Origin of the sequence: Mesoterricola silvestris (assembly GCF_030295405.1) — a bacterium.
In the GTDB taxonomy this organism is placed as follows: Bacteria; Acidobacteriota; Holophagae; order Holophagales; family Holophagaceae; genus Mesoterricola; species Mesoterricola silvestris.
In genome coordinates this window covers 3,873,811-3,893,849 of the sequence record NZ_AP027080.1, presented here as the reverse complement: position 1 = coordinate 3,893,849, position 20,039 = coordinate 3,873,811, and the positions used below count along the sequence as shown (strand labels likewise).

Here is a 20,039-nt window from a genome sequence, read left to right as displayed (position 1 = left end):
CCATGGCCATGAACAGGCACATCCTCGACATCGATCCCGCCGCCGAGACCGACCGCATCGTGGCGTGGCTCCGGGAGAACATGCGGGGCCTGCACAGGACGGGCGCCGTGCTGGGCATCAGCGGCGGCATCGACTCCTCGGTGTGCCTGGCGCTGTGCGTCAAGGCCTTCGGCCCCGGGAAGGTGGTGCCCCTCATCCTCCCCGAGAAGGATTCGGAACCTGCCTCCGAGGACCTGGCCCGCATGCTGGCGGCCCACTACGGCCTGACGCCCATCAAGGAGGTCATCACCCCGGCCCTGGACGGCTACGACTGCTACGGCCGCCGGGACGAGGCCATCGCGCGGGTGTTCCCCGAGTTCGACGCCCGCAAGGGCTACCTGGCCAAGATCGTGCTGCCCCCGGGCCTGCTGGACAACGGCACGCTCAACGTCTATTCCCTCACCATCATCACGCCCTCGGGGGAGGAGAAGACCGCGCGCCTGGGCCCCGCGGAGTTCGCCCAGATCGTGGCCGCCTCCAACTTCAAGCAGCGCACCCGCACCGCCATGCTCTACTACCACGCCGAGCTGCGGAACTACGCGGTGGTGGGCACCCCCAACAAGAACGAGCACGACCAGGGCTTCTTCGTGAAGTTCGGTGACGGGGGCGTGGACCTCAAGCCCATCGTGCACCTGTACAAGACGCAGGTGTACCAGCTCGCGGCCCACCTGGACGTGCCCAAGGTCATCCAGGAGCGCACCCCCACCTCCGACACCTACAGCGCCCCGGCCACCCAGGAGGAGTTCTTCTTCCGCATGCCCTTCGCCACCATGGACCTGCTCTGGTACGCCCAGGAGAACGGCGTCAGCCCGGAGGAGACGGCCCAGGCCCTGGACCTCACCCCCGCCCAGGTGCGCAACGCCTTCGACGACTTCACCCGCAAGACGCGGGCCACCCACTACCTGCGCACGCCCCCCCTGGACATGGCCGGCCTGGGGCGGCCCGTGCCCGGCCGGGGCTGAGGCGCCCCGTGGCCCTCCTCCCGGCCCTGCGCGCCGCGGCCCTGGGGATCGCCCTGGCCCTGTGCGTCGCGTGCCCCGGCACGAAACCCAAGGAGGCCGCCATGGCCCAAGCCCCCGTCCGCATCGTCCTGCTGCACCACAGCACCGGCGGCGAGATCTGGAAGGGCGGCGTGGCCCCCTTCTTCGACGCCTGGAACGCCGAGCACGGCACCCGGTACGTCATCACCGAACAGGACTACCCCCACACCAAGGGCACCCACCCGCGCCTGGGCCGGCTCCTGCCGGCGCGGGTCTTCAACCGGCTCTTCCGCGACCACTACCCCTGGGAGAACTATCCCTACGACTACTGGAACCTGTGGGTGGCCCACCAGGGCGCGTCCCGGGACCGGTCCGAGCCGAACCTGGACGACCTGGCGAAGTCCTTCGACGTGATCGTGTTCAAGCACTGCTTCCCGGTGAGCTCCATCCGCGCCGACGACGGGGCCCCCTCCGTCTCCTCCCGGACGAAGACCCTCGCCAACTACAAGCTGCAGTACGAGGCCCTCAAGGCCCGCATGCACCAGTTCCCGGACCGGACCTTCATCGTCTGGACGGGGCCGGCCCTCACCGAGGCCTCCACCCGGCCGGAGGACGCCGCCCGCGCCCGGGAATTCGCGGCCTGGGTGAAGGACGTGTGGGACGAGAAGGGCGACAACATCTACGTGTGGGATTTCCGGGAGCTGGAGACGGACGGCGGTCCCTTCCTGGTGCCGGGGCGGTCCGTGGGCGCCGGCGATTCCCATCCGTCGCCGGAATTCTCGAAGCGCGTCGCGCCCCTCCTGGGCCGGCGCATCGTGGACGTCATCGAGGGCCGGGGCGACGGCTCCAGCCTCACCGGTCGCTGAGGAGGCACCATGGACCAGCTCAAGGCGAGGATCGAGGCCCTCCTGGCCCCCGTGGCCGGAAGCGAGGCCGGCGCGGAAGCCGACCGCATCCTGGACGCCGCCCGGAGTCTGCCGGCGGCCCAGGCCGAAGCCCAGGCGGCGGCCTGGGCCGCCAAGCGCGCGGGGGGCGCCCCCCTGGGGCTGGTGCTGGGCCGGCAGCGTTTCCTGGGGGTGGACCTGCTCACCGGCAGCGACGTGCTCGCCGCCCGGGAGGAGACGGAGATCCTGGGGCGCGAGGTGCTGGCCGCGCTGCGCGAGGCCGGGCAGGGCGAGCTCCGCATGATCGACATGGGCTGCGGCTCGGGAAACCTGGGCTGCGCGGTGGCCGTGCTCCTGCCCGAAGTGCGGGTGTGGGCCTCCGACCTCACGGAAAGCTGCGCGGCCCTCACGAGGGAGAACGTGGATCTGCACGGCCTGGGGGAAAGGGTCCAGGTGTCGCAGGGGGATCTCTTCGAGCCCCTGAAGGGCCGGGGCCTGGAGGGCACCATGCACGTGGTGGCCATGAACCCGCCCTACATCCCCTCCACCGCCCTGGAGAAGAACCACAGCGAACTGCTCCGCCACGAGCCCCGGGAGGCCTTCGACGGCGGGCCCTACGGCGTCTCCATCGTCACCCGGCTCCTGCAGGAGGCCCCGGCCTTCCTGAGGCCCGGCGGGCGCGTGCTGTTCGAATTCGGCCTGGGCCAGGCGCGCATCATCCAGGCCCTGGTGGCAAAGAACGGCCGCTACCGGGACTGCCGCTTCGCCGCGGACGCGGCGGGGGAGCCCCGGGTGGCGGTGCTGGAGCTCAGGCCCGGGGAAAGCGGTACGTCACCGCGTTGATGTTCATGCCCGCCCCCACCGAGGCGAAGACGACGGTGTCGCCGGGGCGGATCGCCTGGCCTTCCAGATCGCCCTTGAGGACCAGGTCGAGCAGGGTGGGGATGGTGGCCACGGAGCTGTTGCCCAGCCAGGAGATGGTCATGGGCATGATCCCGGGCGGGACGGTCCCCAGCCCCTCGAGGCGGCAGAGCGCCTCCAGGATCGCCTCGTCCATCTTGAGGTTGGCCTGGTGGATGAGGACCTTGGCGACCTGGCGCAGGTCCACCCCCGCCTTGTCCAGGCAGTCCTTCACGGCGCCGGCCACGTGGTTGAGGGCGTAGCGGTAGAGCTTGCGGCCCTCCATCTTCAGGAAGAGGGCTTCGGGAAAGGCGCCGTCAAGGTAGGAGGGGCCCATGACCAGCATGCGGGAATGCTCGAAGGCGTCGGAACGCGCGCTGTGGGCCAGGATGCCCTCGCCGGCGGCGCCTTCGCGGCCCTCGAGGATCACGGCGCCGGCGCCGTCGGCGTAGATGAGGCTGTCCCGGTCGTGGGGGTCCGAGACCCGGGAGAGGATATCGGCGCCCAGGACCAGCACGCGCCGGGCCGCCCCCGCGCGGATCATGGAGTCGGCCTGGATCACCCCCTGGAGCCAGCCGGGGCACCCGAAGATGAGATCGAAGGCCACGGCGCCCGGGTTGCGGATGCCCAGTTTCGCCTTCACCCGCGCCGCCAGGGACGGCACGAAGTCGGAACGGTGGCTCCCGGGGCGGACGTCGCCGAAGTTGTGGGCCACGATGATGCCGTCCAGGGATTCCCGGTCCGTGCCGGAGGATTCCAGGGCGTCCTGGGCGGCGGCGGCGGCCAGGTCCGAGGTGAGGAGGTCGTCGGAGGCGTAGCGGCGCTCCTGGATGCCGGTGATGGCCTCGAACTGGGCCAGGATCTCCTCGTTGGGTTTATCGATCGGCTGGTGGTCGGGACCGTGGAAGGGGTGGCCCAGGAAGGCCGAATTGGGCACGACGCGGCCCGGAATGCACCGCCCGGTGCCCGTGATGATGGTCTGGATCGCCATGCGAACCCCTCATCCAGATTAGTCCGCCCGGCGGGGGGGACCAAGGTGTGATCCCTGCACTAAACGAATACACCTCGTAACGCGTTACACTTTCAACCTTCATGGTCAGGAGACCCTATGCAGAAAAGCGGATTGTTGGCGAAACTCGTGGCGGGATCCCTGATCCTGGCCGCTCCCGTCCTCACCGGCGCCGCGCCGGCCAAGGCCGCCGCGGCGAAGGCCGGTCCCACCTACGGCACCTTCGGCGTCGATACCCCCGGCATGGACAAGACGGTCAAGCCCGGCGACGACTTCGGCCAGTTCGTCAACGGAAACTACCTCAAGAACCTGGTGATCCCCGCGGACCGCTCCAGCTTCGGCATGTTCGACAAGCTGCGCGATCTGAGCCAGGAGCGCACCCGCGGCATCGTGGAGGCCGCGGCCAAGGCCAAGGGCGCCAAGAAGGGCAGCGAGGAGCAGAAGGTCGGCGACTTCTACGCCAGCTTCATGGACGAGGCGGGCATCGAGGCCAAGGGGCTCGCCCCCCTCAAGCCCCAGATGGACGCCATCGCGGCCATCGCCGACCGCGCCCAGCTGGCCAAGGCCATGGGCCTGGCTGGCCGCCAGGGGATCAACACCCCCGTGGGCGTGGGGCCGGAGCAGGACCTGAAGGATCCCTCCATCTATTCCGTCTACGTGGGCCAGGGCGGCCTGGGCCTGCCGGACCGGGACTACTACCTCGACACCAAGAACCCCAAGTTCGCCGAGATCCGGGCCAAGTACCAGACCCACATCGCGGCCATGCTGCGCCTGGCGGGCATCGCCGAGCCCGAGGCCAAGGCCAAGGCCATCTATGACCTGGAAGTGAAGATCGCCGGCAGCCACTGGACCCAGGTGGAGAGCCGCCAGATCGAGAAGCTCTACAACCCCGTCACCCGCGAGGGCCTGGACGCGGCCTACCCGGGCCTGGACTGGACCTCCCTGCTCACCGCCCTCGGCGTGAACGGCCAGAAGCAGCTGATCATCGCCAATCCCAGCGCCATCCTCGGCGCGGCCAAGCTCCTGGGCAGCGAGCCCCTGGACACCTGGAAGGCCTACCTGGCCTACCACACCCTCAGCGACGCCGCGCCCTTCCTGCCCAAGGCCCTGGTGGCCGAGAACTTCGCCTTCAACGGCACGGTGCTTTCGGGCCAGCCCGAGATCCAGCCCCGCTGGAAGCGCGGCGCCGACTTCACCACCGGCGCGCTGGGTGAAGCCGTGGGCAAGCTTTACGTCGCCAAGTACTTCCCCCCCGAGGCCAAGGCCCAGGCGGATGCCCTGGTGAAGAACATCATCAACGCCATGGACAAGCGCCTCGCCAACCTCACCTGGATGGACGCCAAGACCAAGGCCGAGGCCCGCACCAAGCTCGCCAAGTTCACCCCCAAGATCGGGTATCCCGACAAGTGGCGCGACTACTCCAGCCTCGAGATCGTGCGCGGCGACGCCCTGGGCAACGCGGAACGGGTCGCCGAGTTCAACTACCGGCGCAAGCTGGACAAGATCGGCAAGCCCATCGACCGCTCCGAGTGGGGCATGACGCCCATGACGGTCAACGCCTACGCCAATCCCCTGTGGAACGAGATCGTGTTCCCCGCGGCCATCCTCCAGGCGCCCTTCTTCGATCCCAAGGCGGATCCTGCCGTGAACTACGGCGGCATCGGCGCCGTCATCGGCCACGAGATCAGCCACCACTTCGACGACCAGGGCCGCAAGTTCGACGAGGACGGCAAGCTCGCCGACTGGTGGACCCCCGAGGACGTCAAGCGCTTCACCGCCCTCACCGACAAGGTCGTCAAGCAGTACGCCGCGTACGAGCCCCTCAAGGGCTCCCACGTGAACGGCGAGCTGACCCTGGGCGAGAACATGGCGGACCTGGCCGGCGTCACCGTGGCCCTGGACGCCTACCACGCCTCCCTGGGCGGCAAGCCCGCCAAGGTCGTGGGCGGCTACACCGGCGATCAGCGCTTCTTCCTGGGCTTCGGCCAGATCTGGCGCTCCCGCTACCGGGATGCGAGCCTGCTCAACCGGCTCACCACCGATCCCCACACCCCCGGCTTCGTGCGGCCCACCGTCGTGCGCAACCTGGATTCCTGGTACCAGGCCTTCGGCGTGAAGCCCGGCGAGAAGCTCTACCTGGCCCCCGCCGACCGCATCAAGGTCTGGTAGGTCCTTTTCCCGCGGCGGCGGCCCTTCCCGGCGACGGGGGGGCCGCCGCGTTGCGTACCCGGGGTCCCCGGTGGGATGCTGGGGGCGAGGTGCATCATGCATGTGATCGTGGATTTCACGGTGGTGCCGGTGGGCGCGGGGGTCTCCCTCTCCCGGCACATCGCCGAGGTGGAGCGGGTCCTGGCGGGTACGGGCCTGACGTACGAACTGCACGCCAACGGCACGAACATCGAGGGGGAGTGGGACGCGGTGATGGGCGCCATCCGCGCCTGCCACGAGCGGCTCCACGCCATGGGCGTGCCCCGCATCCACACGGACATCAAGCTGGGCACCCGCTCCGACCGCCCCCAGGCCATGGCCGACAAGGTGGCCAGCGTGAAGCGGGTCCTGGGGAATTGACCCCGTGACGATCGGGTGACAAAACCCCCAATAAGCTCCCATTAATCAGGAAGTTGTAACTTATTCCCCCGCGCCTTGACGGGGCGGGCAGGGGACCGACCTTTGGGCAAATCCCAGGAGGCCCCCATGAACGTGCGCCGCCCCAGCGCGAAGGCGGATATCAACATCACGCCCCTGATCGATATCGTCCTGGTGCTCCTCATCGTCTTCATCGTCCTGGTGCCCGGGCTCTCCCGGGCCCTGGACGTGGCCGTGCCCCGCGTCGCCGGGCCATCCCCGGACCGGGGCCCCGAGGTGCCCGTGGTGGTGACCCTGGATGGCGAAGGGCGGCTCTTCCTGCAGCGGGAGGAGGTGACCCTGGCGACCCTGCGGGAGCGGCTGGTGCCCGTGGTGATGCTCCAGCCCCTGGGCCTGCGCAGGGTCTTCCTGAAGGTGGACGGGGAACTCGCCCACGAGCGCGCCGTGCAGGTGCTGGACCAGATCCGCGTGGCCTCCGACCAGGCCCGCCGCGAAACCCGGGCGCGGCCGGGGTTCCAGGATGAGGATGGGGGGGCGGTGAAGGTGGCGCTGACGCGGCTTAAGGCAACCTAGTTATACTTGGCATCCAGGAGTTCCACGATGCGAGCCTTCACGCTTTCCCTCCTCCTCTGCGCGAGTCTCGCGCCCCTCGCCGCCAAGGCCCCGGCAAAGGTGGCCCTCAAGGCCGGCCCCTTCGACCCCGCCCGGGACAGCTTCAAGGACCTGGAACTGGCCAAGGCCGAGGCCCGCAAATCCGGCCGGCGCATCATCCTGGACGTGGGCGGCAACTGGTGCTCCTGGTGCCACCTGCTCCACGGCTTCTGGGAGGCCCAGAAGGACGTGAAGGAACTGCGGGACAAGCATTTCGTCTTCGTCCTGGTGAACTTCAGCAAGGAAGCCAAGAACGAGAAGTTCCTGGCCCAGTTCCCCAAGGTCCCCGGCTACCCCCACCTCTTCGTCCTGGACGCCGACGGAAAGCTCCTCCACTCCCAGGACACCGGCGTGCTGGAAGAGGGCGAGGGGTACAGCCGCGAAAAGGTGCTGGCCTTCCTCAACGCCTGGAAAGCCTAGAATCGCCCGTGTCCCGGACGTTCGCTCCGGTTCGTAGGCGCAGGCAAGCTGCGCCTACGGGAAGGGCCCTTCCGTGGACTGGGGAGGGGTGCTGCCGCATTCGTCCTCCGTTGGAGGCGGGGGGGCCACGATCTTGGGGCTCCCCGGGAGGGCCTATGGCTCGGGGGGACGCTTCGAGTGTCGGGGGAGAAGGGCGGTTGGCGCCGACGTTGATCGGTTCAATCGCCTCACAGATCAACGTCGGCGCGATCCGGCTTCCACTTCAAACCACTTGAAGCGTGTCGAAGGGGCATAGGCCCCCCAGGAGAGCCACTCCGTCCACGCTCTTCCAGCACGGCCATCGAAGCCGGAGCGTGGCAACACCCCTCAAAATCCCAAGGTGCGAGCTTTGCGTTGACCCAGCTTGCCTGGGTCAACGAACCGGGGCGAAGGTCCGGGACCCGCACCCCACCAAAGCCGTCCCCCTAGAACGCCCACCCCAGCCCCAGGTTCACCCGGTTCTGGGCGGTGTCGTTCCGGAAGCGGCGGAGGTCGGCCTTGAGGACGACGTGGGGGTTGAGGTTGAAGGTGAGGCCCGCGGTCCAGATGCGCTCCGCCGGGGCGGCCTCGGGCGTCAGGGAGGCGGGGGCCAGGGGCTCGAAGGCCGCGGCGGTGTTCACGGATTCGTAGCGGACGAAGGGGGCCAGGGCGTACGATCCGGAGGACCACAGGTGCCACGCGGCCTGGCCGTACCAGCCCTCGAAGCGGCTGGGGACCAGGGTGGGGCTGCCCACGCGGGTCTGGTTGAAGGCGGCGGTGTCCGCCACGGTGCCCCGGGCGTAGAGGGCGCTCAGGTCGAAGGGGCCGGGGGTCCAGCGGGCGTGGACGTCCCAGAGGGTGGCGGCCATGGGGGGCATGGCGGGCTGGCCCTGGGCGCCCTTGGCGTGGAACCAGGAACCCCCCAGGAGGAGGCCGGGGAGGCCCCGCCAGTTCAGGGCGGCGAAGGCGGCGAGGTCGTGGGATTTGGCCCCGGACAGCTCCTGGTGCACGGCGCCCAGGGGGGATTCGGCGCCCTCGGTGGAGGCCGCGTCCCACTTGGAGAAATCGAAGCCGGTGGAGACGCCGGCCTGGAGCAGGATGCCGTTGTCGAAGGCGCCCACCACCTGGAGGCCCCCCTCCCGCCAGGTGCTGGGGATGATGGCGGTCTCCACGGCGTTGCGCTCCACGCCGTAGTAGGCGGTGGGCTCGTGGTGCTCGTTGAGGAGGCCCGCGGGCACCAGGAAGAGCCCGCCCCGCAGGGACCAGGTGGGGGAGAGGCGGTGCTGGATGTAGGCCTGCTCGATCTCCACCTCGCCCTTGTCGTCGGAGGAGCTGACCGCGTGCTCCACTTCCAGCTCCGTCACCAGTTCGGTGCGGTCGTCGAAGCGGTGGGTGAGGGCCAGCACGAAGCGGCGCAGATCGGCGGTGTCCTTGGCGCCGTCCTTGGTGAAGTGGGAGAACTGGATCTCGCCGTAGCCGCCCAGGACGGTGCCGGAGGCGGGCCTCGCCTCCAGTTCGCCCTTGACGCGTTCGAGCTCGCGGGAGAGGGCGTCCACGCGCTTGGCGAGGTCCTCGGGCGGGGTCTGGGCGCGCAGGGGGGACAGGGCGAGGCATGCGGTGAGCAGGGGAAGGTGGAGGGCTTTCATGGGGGCTCCTTAGCGGGTGTAGCCGTCGGTGAGGGTTTTGAGGAACGCCACGACGTCGTCGACTTCGGCGTCGGTGAGGGCCGGCGCCTGGCCGGGCAGGCGGTTGTAGGGAACTTCCTTGACGTTGACGTTCCCGTGGTACTTCGCCGGCAGATCGTCGAACTTCATCACCGTGCCGTCGGGCGCCGTGGGGTACCACTTCTCCGGGTGGGTGTCCCGCTGCACGTAGAAGGTCACCGCGTCCGTGAGGGAGGTGAAGCGCCCGTTGTGGAAGAGCGCCTTGCGCAGGGCCACGTTGCGCAGGGTGGGCACCTTGAAGGCGCCGTAGAGGTCCGGCCGGGCGATCTCCGGGCGGGCGCCCAGGCCCAGGTCGAAGTACGCGGGATCGGCGTTGGCGGACAGGGCCGGGTTGCGGGGGACCCCCAGGGCGTCGTAGGTGAAGTCCGTGAAGAGGGGGCGGGGGCCCGAGGAGGGATGGCAGCTGGCGCAATTGCCCTTCTGGGGATCGTTGAAGAGGGCCATGCCCCGGGCCTCGGCATCGGTGAGGCGGACGCCGCCCCGCAGGAAGGCGTCGAACTTGCTGCTGAAGGGCTGGAAGTCCCGGTCCTCCCGCTGGTAATGCTGGAGGGCCAGCGTCATGCAGCGGTAGGCCTGCTCCACGTCCGTGAAGATGGCGTCCCCGAACGCGGCCCGGAAGGCCGCGGCGTAGGGGGCCGCCGCCAGCTTGGCCACCACGGCCGCCTTGCTGGGCATGGCCATTTCCAGGGGATTGAGGAAGGGGCCCGCCGCCTGGTCCGCCAGGGTCTCCGCCCGGCCGTCCCAGAAGAACCCGCCCGTGGGGGTGCCCTCGGCGTCGTAGTGGAAGCCCGTGTTGGTGGCCAGGTAGCGGATGGTGGGGGATTGCCGGGTGCCCTGGAGGTTCAGGGCCGCGCCGCCCAGCTGGGCGGGCAGGTCGTTGTCCGAGCCGTGGCCCGCCTCCGCCACGTGGCAGGTGGCGCAGGACTGGAGGCCCGAGGCGGATAGCGACGTGTCCTTGAAGATCTGCTCGCCCAGGCTGGCGGCGGGGGAGAGGCCGCCCCCCGGGCCGGGGCTCCCGGCGCTGCCACAGGCCAGGCCCAGGGCCAGGCCGGCCCCGGCGAGGAGGCGGACGTTTCGAATGCGGGCAGACATGCTACCTCCCGGTCTTCCGTTCGTGGGTTGGGCGTTGAGGCGGTCGAACGCCATGGATTTGAGAACGAGACTTATTCTCAACCATCATCCATGAATTGTCAACCTCCTTTTGGGAGGTCCTTTCCCTACTCCACGTTGAGGGCGGACATCATGGGATCCCAGGGCGGCAGCACTTCCGCCGGGGTGCCGAAGAGGTCCAGCACGGCCTTGGGCACCACGGCCCGGGGCACCACCACCACCTGGACGAAGTGGTCGAACCAGCCGTCCATCATGGTGTAGTAGCCCTTCTTGCCCCCCTTGTCCCCCCAGGAGTTCTCCACCAGCCATTTCACCGGCTTGCCGTCGGCGATGTCCACGCCCGTGAAGACCATGTTGTGGTTGGGCACGCTGCGCCGGCTCTCGAAGCATTCCCGGCGGTCCATGGCGAAGTCCATGCCGTAGAGGGAGGTGAAATCGCGCACGCCGGGCATGAGGAGGCCTTCCTCCCGCTGCATGTCCTGGCTCACGTCGGCGCCGAACCACACCAGGCGGTCGGAGAGGATGCAGGTCTTGGCGGCCTCCTTCAGGACCTCCAGGGGGCAGTTCACGAAAAACATGTTGGGGCCGTCCACGAGGGCGCGGTCCAGGTCGATCTCGTACTTCTTCTGGAAGGGCAGGGTGGGGATGGAGTAGAGGGCCACGAAGCCGTCCAGGTCGGCGCCGATGGCCTCCTTGAAGAAGTCCTTGGGGGTCCAGGCCTTGCGGGGGGTGAGCTGCTTGTCCTTGGCCACGTAGCGCCAGGTGAAATGGGTGGGGGGGACGCCCAGGTGCATGGCGAGGATGCGGTAGACGTCCTTCATGGCCTGGAGCTTGAGGGCCTCGATGGCGGCCTCGTCCTTGGCGGCGCGGATGCGCACGCCCGCGACCTTCAGGCGCAGGAAGAGCACCTGGTTCAGGGCCGCGGAATTGGAGGAGCTGAAGGTCTCGGGCATGACGTCCTTGGGCACGACGCCGTACTTCTTCACCAGGTCCACGAAGCCCTGCCAGTTGCCGCCCTCCTGCACGGGGCTGGCCAGGAGGAATTCCACGCGCCGGTCCGTGGCGGCCGTGCCCCGGGTGCGGGCGATGGCGTCCAGGAAGAGATTGGCCTTCTCCAGCTTGTCGTAGAAGAAGAGGTAGTTCTGGCTCAGTTCCACGGTGTCGCAGCCCAGGTGGGCGGCGGCGGTGCGCCGGAACAGGTTCAGGGAGGAGAACATCCAGCACCGGCCGCTGGCCATCTGGTTGGCCACGGGCTCGTCGGCGATGCGCTTGGTGAAGTGGGCGTCCACGGCGGTGATGCGGGACCAGTCCTCGGCCAGCTTGCGGCCGTCGTTCTGGGCCAGGGCGTTGCGCAGGGCGCGGAACCCGGCGTCCTGGGGGCAGGAGGCGGCCAGCTGGTCCAGGCGCTCGGACGTGATGGGCTGCGCGAGCAGAGGGGCGGCGAGAAGGAGAGGGAGGCAGAGCCTGGCGAACATGGACGCTCCTGGGGATGCTCCATTATGCCGGTTCCGGGCCGCGGCCTTCCGTCACAATGGAGGGACCGGGAGGCGGGCATGGCGACGGCGGCACAGTGGGTTTCGGGGGCACGCCCCTTCACCCTCCCGGCCGCCATGGCCCCCGTGGCCGCGGGCACCGGCGCCGCCGCCGCCCTGGACGGCGCCAGCGCCCCCCGGGCCCTCCTGGCCCTGGCCGTGGCCCTCGCCCTGCAGATCGGGGTGAATTTCGCCAACGACTATTCCGACGGGATCCGCGGCACCGACGCCCACCGGGTGGGTCCCTTCCGCCTCACCGGCTCGGGCGCCGCGCGCCCCCGGGCGGTGCTGGCCGCGGCCCTGGGCGCCTTCGGCTGCGCCGCGGCGGCCGGCCTGGCGCTGGTGGCCCTGTGCGGGGCCTGGTGGCTGCTGGCCGTGGGCGCGGCCTGCATCCCCGCCGCCTGGTTCTACACCGGCGGCCGCAGGCCCTACGGCTACCGGGCCCTGGGCGAAGTGTTCGTGTTCGTGTTCTTCGGGCTGGTGGCCGTGCTGGGCACCACCTTCGCCCAGGCCGGCCGCCTTTCCCTGCCCGCGCTGTGCGCCTCGGTGGGGGTGGGCGCCCTGGCCTGCGCCATCCTGGTGGCCAACAACCTCCGGGATCTCCCCACCGACGCCGCCTCCGGGAAGCGCACCCTGGCCGTGAAGCTGGGGGACCGGGCGACCCGTCGCCTCTACGGCGCCCTGGTGGCCGCGGCGGCCCTGGTCCTCCTGCCGGTGGTGCCCGGGCGCCCCTGGGCGGCCCTGACCTTCCTGGTGGCGCCCCTGGCGGTGGCGCCGCTGAAGGCGGTGCTGGGGGGCGCGGAAGGAAGGGACCTGCTGCCGGTGCTGCGGCGGACCGGGGGGCTGGAACTGGCCTACGGGGTGGTGCTGGGGCTGGCGCTGAGCCTGTAGGCGGGGGGCGGCCCATGGATTGGGCTTGCGGGAAGGACCCGGCGGATCGATACTTCCGCAGGGAATCAATTACTAATTGTTAATATCAAGGTGACGGGCCCGATTCCTCCCGTCCCGGGGCGGCGCGTCCTGGAGGGGGCTCCTTCCGGGGCGATGCTTTCGTTGTTCATCCTTCGGTGCGGAAAACCCATGAGCATGGATCTCGTTCACCTGAGGCGGCTGGAAATCGCCCATTACGCCGCGGCCGGTTCCACCTGGGGCCTGTCCTCGCTGTTCCTGATCCACGTGTACCTCGGGTGGTCCTCCCTGCACGGCGCGGGGCCCTTCCTCGGGACGGACAACCCGCCCCCGCCCGCGGGGTACGGGTTCGGGCTCATGGCGGTGGGCCTGTTGGCCGTCGGCGCGGGATGGCTGTTCGGGGCCGCCATCGCCTATTCCGGCTATTCCATGGGCCGGCGCAGGAACCACAAGGTCTGCCTCGTCATCGCGGGGCTGATGTGCGTGATGTGCAATCCCGTGAGTACCACCCTTGGGCTTTTCACCTTCCTGATCCTGCTCCGGCCTTCCGTGGGGGAGCTATTTCAGCCACCCGCCGGCCGGCCTACTGGAAGCTGACGATGGGATCCCCGTCCCCGCTGGTGTCCCGGATCCAGAGGGCCTCGCCCTTGTAGAACATGGAGGCCTTGTCCAGGGGGAGGCTCTTGTCGTCGGGCTTCAGGACGAGGACCTTCTTGTTGACCATGGCGCTGAAGGTGAAGGGTTTGGTGAGCTTCCCGCCGGAGGTGAACTCCATGGGGACCTTGTAATCGGGGTTCATGATGCTGGACGGGAAGCTGAAGGTGATCCGGAAGGTGCTCCGGTCATTGCTCCTCGGGGCCCCGAGGAGGCCGAAGGTGTAGGAATCGCCGGCCTTGGCCAGCGTCTTCAGGACCTTGGAATCCCTTTCCGGGGTGCCGATCTGGATCTCGCCCTTGAAATCGCCCTTCAGCGTGATCACCACGGGCTTGGAGCCGTTCACCAGGGAGATGGTCCTGTAGGTGGTGAAGGGGGTATCCCCGGCCTGGGCGAGGGTGGAGGCCGCCGCCAGTGTGATTGCCGATACCAGGTGCCGCAGACGGCGGCCGGAGGTTTTCATGGGAGAACTCCTTGATATGAGGGGGCCACCCGGATCCCTGGCCATCGCAGGATGGGCCAGGATGAAGGAAGGATCCGGGGGGGGCGTGCCCAGGGTGGGCGGCCGCCGAAAGGTTCGGAAAAAAGATAAAACTTTTATAATTTCTGTCAAGCGAAGGAATGGGCCTCAGGCCGAGGCCGCGTGCAGGGCCCAGGTGAGGGCCATGCAGTCCGCCACGCCGCCCATGGTGAGGTTCATGCGGCGGTAGTCCTCGTTGAGGGCCGCCAGGAAGGGCTCGGGGTCCCGGCCCAGGTCCAGGAGCTCCTGGAGGGCCTGGGCGTCCTGGCGCAGGCGCTGGAGGCCTTCGGGGCCGCAGCGGCGCACGGCGGTGGTGTCCTCCACGGTGGCCATGAGGGCGGCCATGAGGTGGAACCCGGCGATGCGGGGCTCCAGGCCGGATTCCAGGGCCCTGCGGTAGGCGGGCCACCCGTGCTCGAAGACCGCGGGGAGGCCCTGCAGGGCCTCGGCCCGGATGCCGCCCAGACCCTGGCGGGCCCGCAGATCGGCGCCATGGGTGCCCTGGGGGGGGCAGGCCACGAAGAACTTCGCGGCCAGGTCCATGATGGCAGGGCGGAGCTGGGCGAGGCGGCCCCTGCACTGGCACGCGGCCAGGAGGGTCAGGCCGGAAAGGAAGATGTAGCCCTTGTGGGCGTTGGTGCCGATCTCGCGCAGCATGCGGTCCTCGGCGTCGCGGCCGGCCTGGTTCAGTTCGTTGAGGGAGCGGCGTTCGCCGAAGCGCGCCAGGAGATCCTCGAAGTACCGGGGGAGGAGGTCCGCGGAGGCGCGCATGGCCTCGTACGTCAGGTCGGGGTGGGAGCCGGCGTCGTGGCGGTCCACGAGGCCGGGCTTGGGGGTCAGGTCCAGTTCGCGGATCGCGCCGAGGTGGAGGGTCGCGGCCAGGGTCCCGGGCAGGAGCCGCTGGGGGGCGCCGTGCTCGTGGAGCAGGGCGTCCACCTTGGCCAGGAGTTCGGCCTGGCCGTGGCGCCCGGCGCGGATGCACTCCCTCGCGGGTTCCTCGCAGAGGAGGCAGGGGCGCTGGGGGAGGCCCAGGGAGGCCCGGTCCACCTGGGTGCCGTCGGGGCGGTACACATCGATGTCCAGGAGCCGGCCGGAGGGGGTGAGGCCCTCCAGGGCCACGGCGGCGGCCTTCACCTGGACCGGGTCCCCGGCGGAAAAGGCGATGTGGAAGGGCCCCAGGGCGTCGAAGCCCGAATGGACGGCCTGGACCTCCAGGCCGTCCAGGGCCCCCTGGGCCAGGCGCGAAAGGCCCGGGCGGGCCTTGGCGGGGCCCGGCACGTTGCATCCCACGAAGAGGATGGAGGCCGCGTCCCCGCACTGGGCCAGGGCCCGGTGGAGCTCCCGGTCCCGTTCGTCCCGGGCGTCCAGGAAACGGCTACTCATGGACCTTCCGGATGACGTCGATGATGGACCCGTCCCGGTACTCCACGAGCGCCACGATCTCGTCCTCGAACTCCACGGGCCGGGGCTTGCCGGTGACCTTGGTGATCTCCTCGTGGAACTGGCGGATGTCCTTCACGGGAAGGTTGCGCCGGCGCAGTTCGGCCACCAGGTCGGGATGCTTGTCCGAGACGCAGATGCCGCGCTCGGTGACGATGACGTCCACGGTCTCCCCCGGGGTGGTGACGGTGGTGACCGCGTCCCGCACCACCGGGAGCCGCCCGCGCATGGAGGGGGCCACGACGATGGCGAGCTTGGCGCCCGCGGCCACGTCGCAGTGGCCGCCGGTGTTGTGCAGCAGGTACCCGCTGGACTCGGTGTTGACGTTGACGTTGAAGTCCACGTCCACCTCGGTGGCGCCCAGGATGACGCAGTCCAGCATGTTCGCCACGCACCCGCGGTTGAAGGGGCTGGCGTAGAGGTCGGCCGAGATCTCCCGGTGGCAGGGGTTGCGGCGCATGGAGTCCACGGCCTTGTTGTCGAAGCACTGCACGTCGAAGAGGGTCTCGAAATAGCCTTCCTCGAGCATGTCGACGAAGTAGCCGGTGATGCCGCCGCAGCCGAAGCTGCCCTTGACGCCGTTCTCGGCCATGAGCCTGCGCACGTTGTCGGCCACGGCCAGGGAGGTGCCGCCGGCGCCGGTCTGGAACGAGAAGCCGTCCTTGAGCAGGCCGGAGGCGTGGATGACCTCGGCGGCGTACTTGGCGATGAGGAGCCCGGCGGGGTCGCGGGTGACGCGGGTGGTGGTGGAGACGATCTTCTTGGGATCGCCCAGGGACTCGATCTGGACGACGTAGTCCACGTCGGACTGGGAGATGCTGATGGGCGCGGCGGGGTAGCGCACGAGGTTGTCGGTGACGGCCACCACCTTCTTGGCGTAGCGGGCGTCGGTGTAGGCGTAGCCCAGGGAGCCGCAGGCGGAGGGGCCGTGCACGCCGTTCATGTTGCCGGTGACGTCGCAGCAGGGGGCGGCGATGAAGGCGGCGTCCACCTCCACTTCGCCGGTCACCAGGGACCGGGCCCGGCCGCCGTGGCTGCGCACGATGATGTCGCACTTGAGTTCGCCCTTGCTGACCATCTGGGCGATGAGGCCGTTGACGCCGGTCTCGATGCGGGTGATGACCCCCTTGCGGATGTAGGGGATGATCTCGGCGTGCACGTCGTGCACGGAGCTGGAGGCGATGCCCATGTCCATGAGGCCCATGGCGTCCATCTCCTTCACCAGCAGGTTCAGCAGCAGGTCGCCGTTGCGCAGGTGGTGGTGGGTGGAGATGTTCATGCCGTTGCGGAGCTCGCACTTCTCCAGGGCGGCGCGCAGGCTGGGCAGGAGCTTGGAATCGGAGGGATGGCGGCGCACCAGGGGCCGCGTGGCCCGGAGCACCTCGGGCTTGCGGCTCCAGGGATCGATGTAGGGGTCGAGGGCGCGGCCCCTCCACAGGGCCGGGATCTCCCGCCCGAGGCTATTTTTCGCCATGGATCACCTCGTCGGTCAGTTCAAAGTCGATCATCCCGAAGGCGATGGCCGTCTTCAGGACGCGGGCGGCGCGGGTGACGACGGGGGCGTCGACCATCCTGCCCTTGAGGGAGATCACGCCGGTGCCCATCTCCCGGGCGCGCTTGATGGCGTCCATCACTTCCAGGGCGTGCTCGATCTCCTTGGCGGAGGGGCGGAACACCTCGTGGATGATCTCGATCTGCCGGGGGTTCACCAGGGACTTGCCCGTGAAGCCCAGGCGCTTGATGAGGGCCGTCTCCGTGCGGAGGGCCTCCATGTCGTTCACGTCGGGGAAGATGGTGTCGATGACCTGGAGGCCGGCGGCCTTGGCGGCCCAGACGATCTGGGTGCGGGCGGAGAAGAGCTCCTCGCCGGTCTTGGTGCGGTCGATCTCCATGGAGGCGGTGAAGTCCTCGGCCCCGAAGGCCAGGGCCACCAGGCGCGGGGAGCTGACCGCGGTGGCCACGGAATTGAGCACGCCCTGGGCGCTCTCGATGGAGGGGATGATCTTGAAGTGGCCGATCTCGAGGCCCAGCTGCTCCTCCTGCTCGGTGAGGAGGGTGTCGAGCTTCTCCACCACTTCGGGGTTGTCGGCCTTGGGGAGGCGGATGCCGTCGGGCAGGGCCGGCAGGATCTCGCGCAGGTCGTCCAGGGCGTAGGGGGTGTCCAGCCCGTTGATGCGGACGAACATCTCCTTGTTGCGGTCCGTGTAGGAGCGCAGGAAGTTCCGGGCCAGGAGGCGCGCGGCGTCCTTCTCCTGGAGGGGCACGGCGTCCTCCAGGTCGATCATGACCACGTCGGCCTCGAAGACCGGGATGTTCTGCAGCATCCCGGGCATGTTGCCGGGGACGTACAGCAGGGAGCGGCGGAGTCGCATGGGGTCCTCCTACCTTTCTTCGAAGAAGAGGGTGTCCACGCCGCTGGAAGCCGAGTGGTAGCGTTCGATGCCCGTCACGAGGTACTCGGCCAGGACGATCTCGCAGGTGGCGAACACCTCGGCGTCCACCAGCGCGCCGCCCACCACCTCGCCGCCGGCCTTGGAGGCCAGGATGTAGAACTGGGTTCCCAGCTTCTTGTCGGCGCCGGGGGCGATGTTGCCGGAAAGGCCCAGCATCTCCAGGGGGCCCTCCACCCGGTGTTTGCGGGTGCGGGGCTCGGTGAGGGGCAGGTGGGCCCCGGTCTGGATGTCCTTGAACTCCACGTCACGCACCGACCCGATGCCGGAGACCATGGACGCGAAGGTGATGTTCTGGGCGCTGCAGAAATCCAGGAGGGTGGGGACGATGCGCGCCCCCGGCTGGATCTTGAGGATGAAGCGCCGGCCTGTGACGCATTCGCGGGACCATACCTTTTCCATGACTACTCCTGGGAAGCTCGGTGAACGGCGGTTTCCACCCGGGCCGCGATGGCGTAGTCCAGGGCGCCCCGGTCCGAGACGCGCACGTGGCCGGAGGTCACGCCCAGGTCCTGGAGGGTGGCCTCGATGCGGGACCGGATCAGGTGCTCGAACTGCTTCTTCACGGTGGATTCGATTTCGATCTGGAGGGTGGGGGCGGGCTCCACCACGACCATGAGATCGCTGGACTGCATGGTGCCCGCGGTGGATTTGCGTAGGATCGGCATGGATTAGGCTCCCTTCAAGGGGCTGCGGAGGCGCCCGGCGATGGGCCGGGCTTCGTCGGATCGGAGGAACTGGAGGGTGGAGGGCGGCACCAGGGCCGCGAGGCGCTGGAAGTCGCCGGCCGCGAAGGCCTCGCGCACCCGGGTGGCGCTCACCGGGGCGCCGCCGGCCTCGAAGCGGGGCAGGATGGACACGGCGACACCGTCGCCGGGCAGGACCTCGGCCATGGCCTCGTTGTAGGCCCGGGTCGCCGGGCACAGGGGCTCGTCCCCCGCGAAGCGCCGGAGGATGGAGAAGGCCGGGGCGATGCGCCCGGCGAAGAGATCCAGGTCCAGCCGCATCTGGGCCAGGGCGGCCTCGTCCCGGCGCTTGAGGAAGTAGGCGGGGAAGGTGCCCGCGGACACGGCGTACCGGGAGGTCTCCAGGACGGTGACGTTGGGGAGGTGGGCCGTGGCGGCCCGGGCCATGGCCAGGCGCGCCGCGAAGGGGAAGACGGAGCAGTCCTCGCTCACCACGAAGAGGTAGAGGCGGTCCACCTGCCGCGCCGCGTGTTCCGCCAGGTGGAGGTGGCCCAGGGTGAAGGGGTTGCCATTGAGGACGATGGCGCCGTTGCGGCCGGGGGCCGCGGGGTGGGCGGCCAGGTAGGCCTCGAAGCCGGGGCCGTGCTCCAGGAGCGCGGCGGTGCCGTGGGTGGCCAGGATCCGGAAGTTCAGGGCCTCGAAGGTGGAGGCGGTCTGGGGGCGGGTGAACAGGAAGAGGGTCTCGTGGCCCGCGGCCAGGCCCGACAGGATGAGGCGGGTCACCAGGGCGCCCAGGGTGTCCGTGCCCTGGAACTCCGGGGCGATGGCCAGCATCTTGAGGACATAGCCCTTGCGGGCGCCGCAGGCCGCGAGGCGCCCGTTGTCGTAGAAGCCCGCCCAGTCGTCCACCCCCGGCTCGAAACGCAGGCCCAGGGACTCGATGAGCTCCTGGGCCTCGCGTTCCGTAGGCTGGTCGAACAAGACGTGCTCCGTGAATGGTCCGCCCGCATTATGGCGCCGGCGGCCTTTCAACTACCTTACAGTCTTCTATTTGTGGCATCCGTCACGGAGCGGTCAGTCGACCTGGCTAGTGCAGAACTTGCAACGTTTAGCCGCCAGAGGAATGGTTTCCAGGCACTGGGGGCAGGGCTTGGTGGTGGGGGCCGCGGGCTCCTCCTTCTTCTTCATGAGGGTGCCCACCAGCTTCACGAGGAAGAGGAAGACCACCCCGGCGATGATGAGGAAATTCAGGGTCGCCCCCAGCACGACGCCGATGCGCAGCTTGCCGATGGCCCACTGCTCCCAGACCATGTTGGCCGGCAGCACGTAGCTCACCAGGGGCATCACGATGCCGCTCACGAAGGCCTTGACGATCTCCCCGAAGGCGCCGCCGACCACCACGGCCACGGCCAGGTCCACCACGTTGCCCTTGGCCACGAAGGCCTTGAATTCCTGGATGAGGGACATGCTCTGCTCCTTGGATGGGACCGGGCGGCGGGCGCCCGGCGCGGGGGGGAACCCCTTCGG

21 protein-coding genes are annotated in these 20,039 nt (G+C 69.3%); 9 read left to right on the top strand and 12 right to left on the bottom strand.

Going from position 1 to position 20,039, the window contains the following annotated elements; all coding sequences use genetic code 11:
* The first annotated feature begins 2 nt into the window (after positions 1-2).
* Genes nadE through R2J76_RS16795 form a run of 3 tightly spaced genes read left to right on the top strand, consistent with a single transcriptional unit; the run spans position 3 to position 2,746 of the window.
* The gene (gene nadE, locus R2J76_RS16805; RefSeq protein WP_316412797.1) at positions 3-1,001 is read left to right on the top strand and encodes an NAD(+) synthase; all 999 of its coding nucleotides are present in this window, start codon (positions 3-5) and stop codon (positions 999-1,001) included.
* A gap of 8 nt (positions 1,002-1,009) precedes the next feature.
* A complete protein-coding gene (locus tag R2J76_RS16800; protein ID WP_316412796.1) occupies positions 1,010-1,885 on the top strand; it encodes a hypothetical protein in 876 nt (291 codons plus the stop codon).
* Between the two features lie 9 nt (positions 1,886-1,894).
* Positions 1,895-2,746 carry a N5-glutamine methyltransferase family protein gene (locus R2J76_RS16795; protein ID WP_316412795.1) on the top strand — a complete coding sequence of 284 codons (852 nt, stop codon included), beginning with the start codon at positions 1,895-1,897 and terminating at the stop codon, positions 2,744-2,746.
* On the opposite strand, the gene R2J76_RS16790 is transcribed toward R2J76_RS16795, so the two are convergent.
* Positions 2,712-3,794, bottom strand: coding sequence for a 3-oxoacyl-ACP synthase III family protein (locus tag R2J76_RS16790; protein WP_316412794.1), 1,083 nt, complete (start codon positions 3,792-3,794; stop codon positions 2,712-2,714). The genes R2J76_RS16795 and R2J76_RS16790 overlap by 35 nt on opposite strands.
* 132 nt (positions 3,795-3,926) lie before the next feature.
* Between R2J76_RS16790 and R2J76_RS16785 the strand changes: the two genes are divergently transcribed.
* The 4 genes from R2J76_RS16785 to R2J76_RS16770 all read left to right on the top strand — a co-directional run bounded on the left by R2J76_RS16785 (position 3,927) and on the right by R2J76_RS16770 (position 7,469).
* A complete protein-coding gene (locus R2J76_RS16785; RefSeq protein ID WP_316412793.1) occupies positions 3,927-5,981 on the top strand; it encodes a M13 family metallopeptidase in 2,055 nt (684 codons plus the stop codon).
* A gap of 96 nt (positions 5,982-6,077) precedes the next feature.
* Positions 6,078-6,380: an MTH1187 family thiamine-binding protein gene (locus tag R2J76_RS16780; RefSeq protein WP_316412792.1), complete on the top strand. Its 303-nt coding sequence runs from the start codon at positions 6,078-6,080 to the stop codon at positions 6,378-6,380.
* 126 nt (positions 6,381-6,506) lie between these two features.
* Positions 6,507-6,971, top strand: a complete 465-nt coding sequence (locus tag R2J76_RS16775) for an ExbD/TolR family protein (protein WP_316412791.1) — start codon at positions 6,507-6,509, stop codon at positions 6,969-6,971.
* A gap of 27 nt (positions 6,972-6,998) precedes the next feature.
* Complete coding sequence (locus R2J76_RS16770; RefSeq protein ID WP_316412790.1) at positions 6,999-7,469, top strand: thioredoxin family protein; 471 nt, start codon at positions 6,999-7,001, stop codon at positions 7,467-7,469.
* Positions 7,470-7,933: 464 nt separating this feature from the next.
* On the opposite strand, the gene R2J76_RS16765 is transcribed toward R2J76_RS16770, so the two are convergent.
* The 3 genes from R2J76_RS16765 to R2J76_RS16755 form a co-directional block, all read right to left on the bottom strand.
* Entirely contained in the window at positions 7,934-9,133 is a 1,200-nt protein-coding gene (locus tag R2J76_RS16765; RefSeq protein ID WP_316412789.1) for a porin family protein, read from the bottom strand.
* Between the two features lie 9 nt (positions 9,134-9,142).
* Positions 9,143-10,303 (bottom strand): cytochrome-c peroxidase, encoded by a 1,161-nt coding sequence (locus tag R2J76_RS16760; RefSeq protein ID WP_316412788.1) that lies wholly within the window; start codon positions 10,301-10,303, stop codon positions 9,143-9,145.
* A 125-nt stretch (positions 10,304-10,428) separates the two neighbouring features.
* Complete coding sequence (locus R2J76_RS16755) at positions 10,429-11,796, bottom strand: C1 family peptidase (protein ID WP_316412787.1); 1,368 nt, start codon at positions 11,794-11,796, stop codon at positions 10,429-10,431.
* A 78-nt stretch (positions 11,797-11,874) separates the two neighbouring features.
* On the opposite strand from R2J76_RS16755, the gene R2J76_RS16750 reads away from it, so the two are divergent.
* Together R2J76_RS16750 and R2J76_RS16745 are read left to right on the top strand one after the other, a co-directional pair.
* A complete protein-coding gene (locus R2J76_RS16750) occupies positions 11,875-12,744 on the top strand; it encodes a 1,4-dihydroxy-2-naphthoate polyprenyltransferase (protein WP_316412786.1) in 870 nt (289 codons plus the stop codon).
* Between the two features lie 189 nt (positions 12,745-12,933).
* Entirely contained in the window at positions 12,934-13,359 is a 426-nt protein-coding gene (locus tag R2J76_RS16745) for a hypothetical protein (RefSeq protein ID WP_316412785.1), read from the top strand.
* Here the strand turns inward: R2J76_RS16745 and R2J76_RS16740 are convergent.
* The 8 genes from R2J76_RS16740 to mscL all read right to left on the bottom strand — a co-directional run bounded on the left by R2J76_RS16740 (position 13,346) and on the right by mscL (position 19,979).
* Entirely contained in the window at positions 13,346-13,879 is a 534-nt protein-coding gene (locus R2J76_RS16740; RefSeq protein WP_316412784.1) for a hypothetical protein, read from the bottom strand. The two genes, R2J76_RS16745 and R2J76_RS16740, sit on opposite strands and share 14 nt — an antisense overlap.
* Positions 13,880-14,044: 165 nt before the next feature.
* Complete coding sequence (locus R2J76_RS16735; protein ID WP_316412783.1) at positions 14,045-15,319, bottom strand: triphosphoribosyl-dephospho-CoA synthase; 1,275 nt, start codon at positions 15,317-15,319, stop codon at positions 14,045-14,047.
* Positions 15,312-16,850, bottom strand: a complete 1,539-nt coding sequence (gene citF, locus R2J76_RS16730; protein WP_316412782.1) for a citrate lyase subunit alpha — start codon at positions 16,848-16,850, stop codon at positions 15,312-15,314. Before citF ends, R2J76_RS16735 begins: the two co-directional genes overlap by 8 nt.
* Positions 16,837-17,748: an HpcH/HpaI aldolase/citrate lyase family protein gene (locus R2J76_RS16725; protein ID WP_316412781.1), complete on the bottom strand. Its 912-nt coding sequence runs from the start codon at positions 17,746-17,748 to the stop codon at positions 16,837-16,839. Before R2J76_RS16725 ends, citF begins: the two co-directional genes overlap by 14 nt.
* 9 nt (positions 17,749-17,757) lie before the next feature.
* Entirely contained in the window at positions 17,758-18,228 is a 471-nt protein-coding gene (locus R2J76_RS16720) for a PPC domain-containing DNA-binding protein (RefSeq protein WP_316412780.1), read from the bottom strand.
* Positions 18,229-18,230: 2 nt separating this feature from the next.
* A complete protein-coding gene (gene citD, locus R2J76_RS16715) occupies positions 18,231-18,494 on the bottom strand; it encodes a citrate lyase acyl carrier protein (protein ID WP_316412779.1) in 264 nt (87 codons plus the stop codon).
* 3 nt (positions 18,495-18,497) lie between these two features.
* Positions 18,498-19,493, bottom strand: coding sequence for a nucleotidyl transferase family protein (locus tag R2J76_RS16710; protein WP_316412778.1), 996 nt, complete (start codon positions 19,491-19,493; stop codon positions 18,498-18,500).
* A gap of 93 nt (positions 19,494-19,586) precedes the next feature.
* A complete protein-coding gene (mscL, locus tag R2J76_RS16705; protein ID WP_316412777.1) occupies positions 19,587-19,979 on the bottom strand; it encodes a large conductance mechanosensitive channel protein MscL in 393 nt (130 codons plus the stop codon).
* Positions 19,980-20,039 lie beyond the last annotated feature (60 nt).

Bases quoted from the DNA above. Each gene is read 5' to 3' on its own strand.
- nadE (WP_316412797.1), top strand. From the start codon at position 3: ATGGCCATGAACAGGCACATCCTCGACATCGATCCCGCCGCCGAGACC.
- R2J76_RS16795 (WP_316412795.1), top strand. From the start codon at position 1,895: ATGGACCAGCTCAAGGCGAGGATCGAGGCCCTCCTGGCCCCCGTGGCC.
- R2J76_RS16790 (WP_316412794.1), bottom strand. From the start codon at position 3,794: ATGGCGATCCAGACCATCATCACGGGCACCGGGCGGTGCATTCCGGGC.
- R2J76_RS16780 (WP_316412792.1), top strand. From the start codon at position 6,078: ATGCATGTGATCGTGGATTTCACGGTGGTGCCGGTGGGCGCGGGGGTC.
- R2J76_RS16775 (WP_316412791.1), top strand. From the start codon at position 6,507: ATGAACGTGCGCCGCCCCAGCGCGAAGGCGGATATCAACATCACGCCC.
- R2J76_RS16770 (WP_316412790.1), top strand. From the start codon at position 6,999: ATGCGAGCCTTCACGCTTTCCCTCCTCCTCTGCGCGAGTCTCGCGCCC.
- R2J76_RS16765 (WP_316412789.1), bottom strand. From the start codon at position 9,133: ATGAAAGCCCTCCACCTTCCCCTGCTCACCGCATGCCTCGCCCTGTCC.
- R2J76_RS16760 (WP_316412788.1), bottom strand. From the start codon at position 10,303: ATGTCTGCCCGCATTCGAAACGTCCGCCTCCTCGCCGGGGCCGGCCTG.
- R2J76_RS16755 (WP_316412787.1), bottom strand. From the start codon at position 11,796: ATGTTCGCCAGGCTCTGCCTCCCTCTCCTTCTCGCCGCCCCTCTGCTC.
- R2J76_RS16750 (WP_316412786.1), top strand. From the start codon at position 11,875: ATGGCGACGGCGGCACAGTGGGTTTCGGGGGCACGCCCCTTCACCCTC.
- R2J76_RS16745 (WP_316412785.1), top strand. From the start codon at position 12,934: ATGAGCATGGATCTCGTTCACCTGAGGCGGCTGGAAATCGCCCATTAC.
- R2J76_RS16740 (WP_316412784.1), bottom strand. From the start codon at position 13,879: ATGAAAACCTCCGGCCGCCGTCTGCGGCACCTGGTATCGGCAATCACA.
- R2J76_RS16735 (WP_316412783.1), bottom strand. From the start codon at position 15,319: ATGAGTAGCCGTTTCCTGGACGCCCGGGACGAACGGGACCGGGAGCTC.
- citF (WP_316412782.1), bottom strand. From the start codon at position 16,850: ATGGCGAAAAATAGCCTCGGGCGGGAGATCCCGGCCCTGTGGAGGGGC.
- R2J76_RS16725 (WP_316412781.1), bottom strand. From the start codon at position 17,748: ATGCGACTCCGCCGCTCCCTGCTGTACGTCCCCGGCAACATGCCCGGG.
- R2J76_RS16720 (WP_316412780.1), bottom strand. From the start codon at position 18,228: ATGGAAAAGGTATGGTCCCGCGAATGCGTCACAGGCCGGCGCTTCATC.
- citD (WP_316412779.1), bottom strand. From the start codon at position 18,494: ATGCCGATCCTACGCAAATCCACCGCGGGCACCATGCAGTCCAGCGAT.
- mscL (WP_316412777.1), bottom strand. From the start codon at position 19,979: ATGTCCCTCATCCAGGAATTCAAGGCCTTCGTGGCCAAGGGCAACGTG.